Genomic DNA, 12,375 nt, shown 5'->3' with positions numbered 1-12,375 from the left:
CGGATGCCATCGTACGAGACGATTTCCCCCCAGCATTTCCTACTTCCAACGCAAGGAGACGAACATCATGAAGCACCGGCAGAATGAGCTGAGACGCGAGGATATTCTGGAACTCGCGCACCAGGCGAAGCTGATGATCGCGGACGGCGGCGTTTTCTATATGAACGACATGGCGACCGACAAGGAACTGCTGACCTTTGCCCGCCTGCTGGAAGCAAAATGCCAGCACGAGGAGCAGCAAGGGTCTAGCCTGAACCCGAGCGCTCCGATCCCTTGTCGATTTCGTTGAGTTCGACGAGCGCGACGACGAAGACACCGAGCACCAGTGCCGCCGTCGTTAATGCCAGCAACAGTATGATTGCCGAGACCATGTTCCCCCCTTTGGGACGCGCAATACGATAAGGCATTAAAGCACTGCCATTCCTGTAGGAACTTGCGGTTTCTCAACGGCTAGTTGCAGATGGTCACTAGAAGTCTCGGTCAACAGTGGCCGTAGCTCGCCCTATCATCGCGATAGAAAAAATCTCGCCTTTTTTCTTTTGTCCGGGGCAACCAAACCTCCTTCCCCCTGTCCTAATCCTTCTGACCAGAAACGTTGCGCGGCACAAGGACACCGACTCCCAGGCACGCGCGCTTCCATATTTAAGATAAGGACGAACGAATGCCAAGATGTTCCAAGGTCTTTGAAGCCTTCAACAGCGCGTATACCGGTGCCGTGCTGATGGTGCTGCTCGCGTTTGCCAGCGTCGCCGCCGTCGTGTTCAAGCCGCTCGCGCTGCGCGACGCGAACCCGGTGGTGCACTCGCAAGACATTTCCGAAATCACCCGCCTGGCTGCCAGCCCTTCCCGCCTCGAATACCTGCTGGTAGCGCAGCCGCTGTCGGACTTCCCTCGCTATGTATTCAAGTACAAGGACACCGCGGAAATCCATGTGGTCAAGGTGCCGAGCACCTCGCATGCGAACCTCGAGCGCGAAGTCCTGCTGAAGAACGGCATCCCCTACGCGATCGCGAAAGCGGAATATCTGGATGCGCACAAGGAAATCCTCCAGGATGAGGAAACCAAGGCCAGTGCATGGGCGGAAGCGGGCAACTTTCTCGCCCGCAACGCCGTCGGCCTGTTGATGCTGGTCCTGCTGTTCGTGGTGCTGCGCAAGGCGGTGCCCGGCCTGGGGATGGGCGGCAGCGCTTCTGTCGTCAAACCGGAAAACCTGAAGGGCAGCATGGACGACCTGATCGGGATGGAAGACATCAAGCAGGAAGTCGCCCACCTGGAAGAGATGATCCGCAACCGCGACCTGTACCGTTCGCACAATATCGACAAGCCGTTCAACGTGATGCTGACCGGGCCGGCCGGCACCGGCAAGACCAAGCTTGCCGGCTATCTTGCGAAGAAGCTGGACATTCCGCTGATCCAGGCGTCCGGCTCCGGCCTCGAGTCCGGCCTGGTCGGCGGCGGCTCGAAGGCGCTCAACGCGATCCACAAGAAGGCCTGCTCGATGGAGCGCTGCATCATCTTCCTGGATGAGGCGCAGAGCCTGTTCATGCCGCGCGGCCGCGGCGACAAGAAGTGGGATGACGATACCGCCAACACCCTGCTCTCCCTGCTCGACGGCATCAAGAGCGACAAGGGCGCCGGCGTGATCTGGGTGGTCGCCTCCAACTTCAACGACGCCACCACGCAGATGGACGAAGCGATGCTGCGCCGCTTCGCGGTGAAGATCAATTTCCGCCTGCCGAACAAGGCCGAGCGGCGCGAACTGCTCAACGTGTTCCTTGCGAAGAAGGACCCGTCCTGCATCGACTGGGCGAACCTGAACCTCGACTATTGCGCCGAAATCACCGCCAACCTCAGCCCGGCGCTGCTGGAAACCGTGGTCGACCGCGCCAGCATGATCGCGATCCAGGAAAAGATCCTGATCACCACCGACGTGATGTTCCGCGCGTTCGAGCGTTCCACCATCGGCCTGACCGATCGTGCGACCACCGCCGAACAGGACAAGAAGCGCGAGCGGGTGGCGCTGCACGAACTGGGCCACTTCTTCATGCAGATCGATCCGCTGCTGCGTGCGGGCATGTCCTGGGACGAAGTGAAAGCGAAGTCGCCGCTGCTCAAGATCAGCACCGAGTCGGTGTCCAAGGTCGGCGCGCTCGGCTACGTGCTGTCGTCGTCGGAGGACGTGTCGCTGCAGACGCTGGAGGAAATGGAACAGGACGTGATCCAGCTTTACGGCGGCGTCGCGGCCGAGGAACTGTTCTACGGCGCGCGCGGCATCTCGACCGGCAGCCAGAACGACATCCAGAAGATCACTGCGAAACTCGACCTGATGGTCAACCAGTTGTCCATGTATTCCCGCTCCAAGGTGGATTACACGCAGTTCAAGCGCGAAGGCGCGAGCGAGGAAGCGATGCGCCAGGTGGAGGCCAAGGCGGATGAGCTCTACACGTGCACGCTGGAAGCAATGAAGCAATACAAGGACATCATGTGGTCGCTCAAGGATACCTTGCTGGAGCGCTATGTCCTGTCCAAGGACGAGGTTTTCGAGCTGCTGGCCGGGATGACCGCGCTGCAATCGAAAGCGGCCTGAGCTTCCAATCCCCCTCCTCCAAACGCCCCGGCATTTGCCGGGGCGTTTTTACGTTTGCTTTCGTGTTGTCCGCTTTCACGTCCGCTTCCAGGAATCGGGAAAAAACACGTCCCGTTTCCGGGAGGCTGCTCCTTGCCGGCCGCGGCAAACCCTGCGCCGGCGCGGTTTTTCCATTGCTGGCCCGGAAGATGCTTCGTTGAAATCCGACTCTGACAGGCGGCAGATCTCTGTCGTCTTTTTACCTGCAAGGACAACACCATAATGAAACCGATATCCGCCCTGTTCGCCCTGGCTGCGCTGCTCGCGTCCGTTTCCGCCCATGCCGCGCCGCCTGCCGGACATCCGTCCCCGGCCGCCGCCGCTGACATGATGCAGCTCCCGCACGGCAGCGCGGATGCCGACCTGACGCAAAAAGGCAAAGTCGTCAGCGTGATCGATGCCAACGAATACACCTACATCGAAGTCCTGCAGGGGAAAAATACCTTGTGGATCGCCGCCCCCAAGATCGAGGTGAAGAAGAACAGCATGATCCGGTTCGAAGACGGTGCGGTGATGACGAATTTCCGCAGCAAGCTGCTCAACCGGACGTTTCCGAGCGTGATGTTCGTCAACCGGGTGGTCGCGGCGAACGATAAGCAGTAAGGGGCTTGCCGCGCCGCACAGCTTGCGGCCGTCGCTCCCGCGCGGGCGGGAGCCCCTGATCCGCTCACCTCAAACAGCCGCGTGGGCACGGGATGGGCTCCCGCCTGTGCGGGAGCGTCGGTGCTTTACGCGCCGGGAAGCACGGCTTCCGGCACCTCCGCCTCAAACCGGTCCCGCATCTCCTGCGCCACCGGCATCAGTCCTTCGATCGACAGATCCTGGAGCCGGATCTGCGGCGACTTGTCGATCTCTGGGTAATTGCGCAGGATGGAACGGCGGTAAGTCGGATCGTAGTGGTTGCGCATCAGGCGCTCGAACAATTCCGGCACTTGCCGGGCGTCGGCCAGCTGCTCCCATGCGGTGAATTCTTCGCCTCCGATCAGCGGCCGCAAGAAGCGCAGCCGGTCGATCAGCGAGGTCGGATCGGTTTCGAAATGCGCGTAGTCCTCCCGCAGCAGTTGCACGCGCTGCGGCATCGGCGCGTCCACCGCGATCGTCATGCCGGCGCGCATGCTTGTCAGAAGCGCATCGGGCAGCTGCACCCGGCCGATCTTCTTGCTCTCCGACTCTACCCACACCGGCCGTTGCCGATCGAATTCCGACAGCCGGCGCAACAGCAGGCTGTCGAACATCTTCTGGGACGGCTGCTCTCGTCCCGGCACCGCACCGATGATCGAGCCGCGGTGTGTGGCAATCCCCTCGAGGTCGAGCACCTGCGCGCCTGCCTGGTGCAGCGCGCCGAGCAGGCGCGTCTTGCCGCAGCCGGTGGGCCCGCTGACAACGATGTAACGGAAATTGCTGGGCGCGACGGCAAGCTGCTCGTTGACCCAGCGCCGGTAGGCCTTCCAGCCGCCCTTGAGCTTTTCCACCCGGTAGCCGATGGTATCGAGCACGTCGAACCAGACCTTGCTGCGCTTGCCGCCTCGGAAGCAGTACACCAGGATGCGGCTTCGCGCGGGATAGCGGGAGATCGTATGTTCGATATGGCGCGCGACATTCAGCAGCGAATAGCGGGCGCCGAGCTGGTAGGCGGCGAGCGGGTCGCTGCGATGCAGCGTGCCGACTTCGGCGAACTCGGCGTTGTCGACGACCGGCAGGTTGATTGCGCCGGGAATGTGATCTTCCTCGTACTCGCGCGGGCTGCGCGCATCGATGATCAGGTCATAGGTGTGGAAATCTTGCATCCGGCTATTGTACGGCGCGGAAGGGGGATGGACCAGCCCGCCGCGTCCCGGCCCCCCTCGCGCGAAAGAGCGCCTTCCGCGCGCAGCTTGAATGCTCCCCGCACCTTTTTGCGGCAGCAAATGATCGACTCAGGGCTTGACCGGAATCTTGCCGACCGCGCCCTTGTTGATTCCCAATGCACACCCCGTCCATGTGACGAAAGCCGGATTCCGGAGTATTCTTCCCCCCGCGCGCCGGGCAGCCTGCCCAGCCACCCGACAAATCCGCACGCCTCTGCCCCTATCATGAACAAACCTGCTGAAACTTCCCTCCGGCTCACTTCCTTTTCCCATGGCGGCGGCTGCGGCTGCAAGATCGCTCCCGGCGTGCTGGCTGACATCCTCCGGCGCTCATCCGGCTTTCCGGTGCCGAAGGAACTGATGGTCGGAATTGAAACCTCGGACGACGCCGCGGTGTACCGCCTGAACGACGAACAGGCGCTGATCGCCACCACCGACTTCTTCATGCCCATCGTCGACGATCCCTACGATTTCGGCCGGATCGCCGCCACCAACGCGATTTCTGACGTGTATGCGATGGGCGGCACACCGATCATGGCGCTGGCGCTGGTCGCGATGCCGATCGGCCAGCTTCCGGTCGAGGTCATAGGCCGCATCATCCAGGGCGGCGAGTCGATCTGCGCGGAAGCCGGCATTCCGATCGCCGGCGGCCACACCATCGACTCTGTGGAGCCGATCTACGGCCTGGTCGTCATGGGTCTGGTCCATCCGGACAAGGTCAAGCGCAATGCGGATGCGAAGCCGGGCGACAAGCTGGTCCTGGGCAAGCCGCTCGGCGTCGGCATTCTGTCGGCCGCACTGAAGAAGAACGCGCTCAACGATGCCGGCTACCGCGCGATGATCGACAACACCACGAAGCTGAACAAGCCCGGCAAGTCGCTGTCCGCAATGCCCGGCGTGCATGCGCTGACCGATGTCACCGGCTTCGGCCTGCTCGGCCATGCGCTCGAACTGGCGCGCGGTGCAAAGGTCGCGGTGCGGCTGGAGATGGCGAAGATTCCCCTCCTGCCAGGCGTCGCAGAGCTGGCCGGCCGCGGTTTCGTGACCGGTGCATCGGCACGCAACTGGGCAGGGTATGGCGAGGATGTGAAGCTCGCGTCGCATATTGCGCCGGTACAACAGGCCCTGCTGACCGATCCTCAGACCTCGGGCGGTCTGCTGGTCTCGTGCGACGAGGCTGCCGTCCCCGAGGTTCTCGCGCTGTTCCATAACGAAGGATTCATGGAAGCTGCGGTAATCGGGGAAATCCGCGCTGGTTCTGCGGCGGTGGAAGTTAATTGAAATTAATTGCCGAACAATACAGCCTGATACTCTTTATTTCCTTTAGGAAATTTAATCCTGCTTAAAGTGTGGCAAAAACAGAACTATTGGTTTTCTAACACGTTAACCGTCAGGCGTCATTTCCATTGAGCTAGTACAATTGACGTATATCAAGCTCATTAAAACTTTTCTGTCGGGCAATGTTTCTTCGTTGAACAGCGTGCCAGACAGGAGCGCCCGCAGGTTCAGTGGACCGGCGGGCATTTGCGCCAGCCCCGGAAATGACAAAGCGCCCCCAAACCATACGCCCGACGTCCACTCCCCTCCCCAAGCGTCGGCGCCGGCCGCTCGCACTCGAACCCCGGGTCCTGTTTGACGGTGTCGCGCTGCACGATGCCAGCGCGGCCGAGGCGCACAGCGACACGCACGAGGCGCAGGAATCTTTCGCGCAGCATGTAGAAGTCGCAGCGCTCGGCGCCCCCGACGCAGCGCGCTCGGCGCGCGAAATCCTGTTTGTCGATCCCGCGGTCCCCGACCTGGAGGTGCTGCTTGCCGGCGTTCGTGACGATGTGTTGGTCGTCCGCCTCGATCCACAGCAGGATCCTTTCGAGCAGATCGGAAACGCGCTCGAGCAGAATCCCGGCGTAGGCGCGATGCACCTGGTTTCGCACGGCGGCCCGGGATTCCTGACCCTCGGCGGGCACAGCATTACCATCGCCGACCTCGACGCCCGCGCCCCTGCCCTCTCGGCGTGGCGCGCGTCGCTGGCGGAAGGCGCCGACCTGCTGATCTATGGCTGCGACGTCGCTGCCGGCGATGCCGGACAGCAGTTCGTCGCGCGGCTCGCCGCAATCACGGGCACCGACGTTGCCGCCTCGCGCGACGCCACCGGCGGTGCCGCGGCCGGCGGCGACTGGCAACTGGAAGCCGCGGTCGGCACGATCGAGGCGGGCAGCGTCTTCACGGCCGAAGGCGCCGCCGCGTACCAGGCGCGGCTATCCACGATCAGCCTCAGCGGCAATTCGAACTGGGTTCCGGTACTGAGCGGCACGAAATTCGACCCGGACAACGACACCCAGTCGAACGCAGCCGACACCGATCTGATCGGCGACGACACGCACCCGATGCTGTACGCCGCCTACGACGACGGCGGCACGCCGAACAGCACCGCGGACGACACGATGGCATTCCGCCTGCGCATCGATAATCCGACCAGCCCGACCTACTTCGGCGGCGTCGCGCTGATCGGCATGGATGCGAACCTGGACGGCAAGATCGATCTCTTTTTCGCGGTCGACGGACGCAACAACGGCCAGGCGGTCCGTTTATTCGATCCGGGAACCAGCGCCAATGTTTCGCCCAATACCACCAGCACCTCGCCACTGCCGGTCGGCTGGATTGCAAGCAACGGCGTCTATTCGTTCAACACCAGCAACTACTCGGTGAACGCGGTGTCGGCCGGCACCGATCCGCACTGGAGCGGCAACAGCGACCTCAGCAATGACGGCAAGACTGACGTGTTCGTCAGCTTCAAGATTCCGTTCACCGATATCGCGACCGTGCTGTCCAAGCCCTCGCCGGCCAACCGCAGCGGTGTCGCCGGGCCGCGCGGCACGGCCGGCATCAGCGGCTTCACCAAGGACACGATGGTGCGCTACGTGGCGATGACGCAGACGCAGACCGGCCCGATCAACGGCGACATCGGCGGCGTCGGCTCGAACTACGACAAGAACGCGAGCTTCACGTCGCTCGGCGCCTATTCCGGCACGATGTCGCCGTCCAATCCCCTGCCTTCCATCACGATGCTGACCGTCAGCGAGCCGGTCGACAGCGACGGCACGTTGAATGCGTCCGAAGACGATGCGACCGCGATCTACGTCGCATCCGACCTCGCCGACCACAGCAAGACCTTTACCGTGACGGTGACCGACAGCGCGAACAATACGGTGTCCGGCACCGCCAGTTACGACGCCGTCAGCGGCAAGTGGAAGATGGTGGCCGACCTGAGCACGCTCAACGACGGAACGCTCACCATCACAGCCACCTACGATCCGGACAATGACGCCGCAACGCTGAACAGCGTGTCGGATACCGCGACCGTGCTGCACGACAAGACCGCTCCGGCGATTGCGATCGACCAGCTGGCCAGCGCCACCAGCGGTACGCCGACCGTAAGCGGCACCACCGACCTGCCCGCCGGCGCCTTCGTCACCATCACCTTCGATGCCGACAACGACAGCGCCACGGCAAACCTGGTTTACCGGGCGCTGGTGGTGGCCGGAACCGGCGGAGTGAATACCTGGAGCATCAACACCCAGACGGCAACGCCGGTATCCGGCACCCTCCCCGCGGGCGGCCTCTCCAGCTACACGAAGATCAGCGCCACCGCGCAGGATGCGGCCGGCAATTCCGCCACCGCAACCGCCCTCAACCGGCCGACCGTCAACACGCAGTCCACCAACAGCACGACGCCCACGATCACCGGCACCTGGACGAAGACCGCCGGCGACACCCTTACCGTGACGGTCAGCGGCGCGACCTACAGCCTGACGCCGACCGGGAACAGCTGGAGCCTGAACCTGGCGACGGCAACGCCTACCAGCGGCAGCCTGACCCCGCTTGCGGGCGGCAACAGCTACAGCGTGATCGCGACCGTGGCGCGTGCCGGCATGACCTCGGTGAGCGACACCACCGACAGCGAGCTGACGATCACGAACGCGCCGGTGGCCGCGGTCGACATCACCGGCGGCGCCAGCGCCAGCGGCAGCGACACGACGCCGACCATCAGCGGCACGTCGGCGAATGCAGGCGGTTTCGTGCTGGTACGGCTGGATCCGAACAATGACGGCAACCTTTCCGACGCGGTGACCTACTCGGTCACGCCCGACGGCAGCGGCAACTGGACGCTCGATACCGGCACAGCGACGCCGCTCTCGGGCATCGTCCCGGTCGGCGGCTTCACGGGGAACGTCGGCGTCATGGCCACGAATGCGACCGGAACCGTCTCCGACACGCAGACGCTGACGATCTCGACGCCGTCGGTCACCGTCGGCAGCATCACCAGCACGGCCACGACGGATGGCTTCGGCGTAGTCAGCAATACCGGCGGCGGCGCCAGCTGGCTCAATGTCACGGAAGACAACGCGGTCACGATCAGCGGCACCGCAACGACCGGGTACACAGTCAATGTCGTCGTGTCTGATGCCAACGGCAACTCGGTGGCGGCAAGCGGCATCGCGGTGAATAACGGCACATGGTCGGCGACCGGATTGAACCTGTCGAACCTGGACAACGGCACGCTGACGGTGACGGCGACGCTGTCGGGGACCGCCATCAGTGCCAGCAACACCAGCGTCACGCACGACAAGAGCGCGCCCCAGATTTTCAACACTACCCAGTCGGTCATCGAGAAGAATTCCGGTGTGACGATCAAGGGTACAAGCGAATTGCTCAACACGCCTCTCACCGTCTCGCTGTATTCCGACGCCGGTTACACCACTGCCCTCGCAAGCTATACACCCACGACCAGTGCTACGACGGGAGAATGGAGTACCACGACAAACGTCTCGCTGGGCAATATCAATACTGTCTACATCCGGGTTCGTCCGACCTCCACCACCACGGATAGCGCCGGCAACATCGTGCAAGTGGTCGATTCATCCCGGGCCGTCAGCCAGAGCAGCGGCAACTCCGACAAGACGATCAATGTCAAGGCGGTCACCGGCGACAACCAAATCGATGTCAGCGAAATCGGCAGCGGCATCACGATTTCCGGTGAAACGAATGTCACGTCGAGCACCGTGACGGTGACGATCACCGACGGCACGACGACCTTAACCAAGACGGCCACAAGCGGATCAACCTATTCGGCGGGCACCAACAACTGGTCCGTATCTCTCACCAAGGCGGAAGTCCAATCGCTGAAGAACGGACAGATCCAGGTCACCGGCAGCGTCGTGGATACATCAAAGACTGTAAGTGTGACGGATGTCGAACTTGCGACCCTGTCCCTGCCGACGCCGCTGATCACGATCACCGACAACATCCCCGGCACCGCCGCGGGGGACGTCACATTTACCTTCACCTTCAGCGAAGACATGGTGGCGGAAGGCACCGACGCGGCGAAGTCCTTCACGGCATCGGACATCACAGTGACCAACGGCACCAAGGGGACATTCACCAAGATCGGTCCGTCGGTCTACACCCTCGTCGTCACGCCAACTGCGGGATCGACCGGCAGCGTTACTGTCAGCATCGCCGGCGCGGAAGCCTATGGCATCAACAGCGGTCGAGGGAATGCGGCGGCAACCGGAAGCCAGGCCTACAACACGACCGATCCAACCGCCGGCACTCCGCCCGCATTGACGATCGACGCCTCCGCCCTCGACGCCGACAGCACGCCCCTGATCACCGGCACCACCAGCCTGCCCGCCGGCACGCCGATCGTCGTCACCATCGACCCCGACAACGATGCGTCGACGAACAACAGCCTGACCTACTCCGCCACCGTGCAATCCGGCGGCGGCTGGAGCCTGGACCTCGGCACCGCGACACCCACCTCGGGCACGCTGCCCTCGTCCGGGCTTTACACCTGGGCGAAGATCACTGCCACCGGCACCAATGCGTTCGGCTACAGCACGACGGTGACGGCGCTGGACAGGCCCAACGTCAACCGGCTGACCACGAACGACACCACGCCGACACTCACCGGCACCTGGACCAACATCGCGGGCGATGCCTTGTCCGTGACCGTCGGCGGCACCACTTATACGACATCGAACGGGCTGGTTGTGTCCGGGAATACCTGGTCGCTCACCACTGCTGCCCTCACGGCGGGCACGAAGGAAGTGCAGGCCACGACCACGCGCGGCGCAAGCTCGGTGACCGACAGCAGCAGCAACGAACTGGTGATCGACACCACGGCCCCGACCGTCGCCATCACCTCGCCGTCCACGACAAGGGATACCACGCCGGTCATTTCCGGCACCACCGACCTGCCCGCCGGCTCGTCGATGAGCATCACCATCGATCCGGACAACGACCCGGGAACAAACAATAGCGTCAGCTACATCGTGATCGTGAAGGATGGCGGCGGCACCAATACCTGGAGCGTGGACACTGGCAGCGCGACGCCGTCCGCAGGCAGCTTCCCGTCCGGCGGGCTGGCCGGCACGGTCGGCGTCACCGCGACCGGCACCGACACCGCCGGCAACACGACAAGCGCGAGCCAAACCCTCAACGTCGACATCATCCCGCCGGTGATTTCGATCACCTCCAATGCGAAGACGCCGTCCACCACGCCGGTCATCACCGGCACCACGGATCTCGCTGCAGGCAGCACGATCACCCTGGTAATCGACCCGGACAATGTCGCCGGCGGCCCGACCTACACCTACACCGCCACGGTCCAGGCCGGCGGCAGCTGGAGCGTCGACACGGCATCAGCGATCCCGGCCGAGTCCGCGGGCGCCGTCACCTACACCAGCGGCAACACGCTCGGCCTGAGCGCTACGGCAACCGATAGCGTCGGCAACAGCGGCACCGCGAATAAGGCAGTGCAAATCACCACAGCGCCGACGGTGACGGTCGCCACGCCGATCGACGGAGAATCCGGTCAGAATGGCGACGGCACGCTGACGGCCTCTGAAGACAACGGCGTCGTCATCAAGGGCAGCACGACCGCGCCGGCAGGCAGCAGACTGACCGTAACCCTGACTGACGGAACGATCACCATCAGCGATACGGCGACTGTTGCCAATGATGGAACCTGGCAGCTCGATGCGCTGAACCTGAGCGGCATGGCCAATGGCGTGATTGCCGTCACCGCCACCTACATCGACGGCAGCGGCGACAGCTACAGCGGCTCCGCGTCGGTGTTGCATGACAAGGCTTCGGGCGGCGGCGTGTCGATCGACAGCATCACGAGCGACACGGGCGTGCTCGCCGACTTCATCACCAGCGACGCGACCCTGCTGTTCAAGGGCAGCGCCAGCGCCAATGCCAGCGTGACAGTCACTCTCAGGAATGCCGCTTCGGCTCAGGTATTTTCCACGACCGTCACCGCAGACAGCGGCGGCAACTGGAGCTACGATTACCAGGCTACCTCGCTCGCATCGGGCTCCTACACGCTGACCGCAAGCAGCGGCGGCCCGACTGCCAGCCAGGCGATCGTGATCGATGCAAGCGCACCCGCAGGGCCGGTGACGGTGACGACACTTAACACCAGCGACACTACGCCTGCCATCACCGGCACGGCGACGGTCGCGGCGGGTGAAACCTTCCAGGTGACGGTCAATGGGAAGACGTATACCTCCGGCGACGGCAACCTCGCCCTTTCCGGGAACAACTGGACCCTGAACATCCCGCCGGCGGACGTCCTGCCGATCGGAACCTATGAAGTCACCGCGACCATTTCCGATGTTGCGGGCAATATCCTTTCCGACACCACGAACAATGAATTGGCCATTGCCAGCGACAGCACCGCGCCGGCAGCGCCGTCGGTCGACCTGCTGGCCACATCCGACAGCGGTACCAGCGACGCCGACGACAAGACCAGCGACACCACGCCGACCATCCGCGTCTCCCTGAACGGCAGCGGCGCTGCCGCGCCGGTGGCCGGCGACGTGGTCAAGCTGTACGAAG

6 protein-coding genes are annotated in these 12,375 nt (G+C 63.3%); 5 read left to right on the top strand and 1 reads right to left on the bottom strand.

The window, feature by feature from the left end:
• The 3 genes from VEC01_RS09495 to VEC01_RS09485 form a co-directional block, all read left to right on the top strand.
• On the top strand, positions 1–289 hold a 289-nt coding region (locus tag VEC01_RS09495; protein WP_324900568.1), incomplete at its 5' end, for a hypothetical protein.
• A 372-nt stretch (positions 290–661) separates the two neighbouring features.
• The gene (locus tag VEC01_RS09490; RefSeq protein ID WP_324900567.1) at positions 662–2,587 is read left to right on the top strand and encodes an AAA family ATPase; all 1,926 of its coding nucleotides are present in this window, start codon (positions 662–664) and stop codon (positions 2,585–2,587) included.
• A 261-nt stretch (positions 2,588–2,848) separates the two neighbouring features.
• Positions 2,849–3,229: a hypothetical protein gene (locus VEC01_RS09485; RefSeq protein ID WP_324900566.1), complete on the top strand. Its 381-nt coding sequence runs from the start codon at positions 2,849–2,851 to the stop codon at positions 3,227–3,229.
• Between the two features lie 125 nt (positions 3,230–3,354).
• On the opposite strand, the gene mnmH is transcribed toward VEC01_RS09485, so the two are convergent.
• Positions 3,355–4,413, bottom strand: a complete 1,059-nt coding sequence (gene mnmH, locus VEC01_RS09480) for a tRNA 2-selenouridine(34) synthase MnmH (protein ID WP_324900565.1) — start codon at positions 4,411–4,413, stop codon at positions 3,355–3,357.
• 285 nt (positions 4,414–4,698) lie between these two features.
• Between mnmH and selD the strand changes: the two genes are divergently transcribed.
• Positions 4,699–5,754, top strand: coding sequence for a selenide, water dikinase SelD (gene selD, locus VEC01_RS09475; RefSeq protein ID WP_324900564.1), 1,056 nt, complete (start codon positions 4,699–4,701; stop codon positions 5,752–5,754).
• A gap of 260 nt (positions 5,755–6,014) precedes the next feature.
• On the top strand, positions 6,015–12,375 hold a 6,361-nt coding region (locus tag VEC01_RS09470; RefSeq protein ID WP_324900563.1), incomplete at its 3' end, for a DUF4347 domain-containing protein.

Origin of the sequence: Noviherbaspirillum sp., from assembly GCF_035627455.1 — a bacterium.
Lineage (GTDB): Bacteria > Pseudomonadota > Gammaproteobacteria > Burkholderiales > Burkholderiaceae_D > Noviherbaspirillum.
This window is presented reverse-complemented; position numbering and strand designations above follow the sequence as displayed.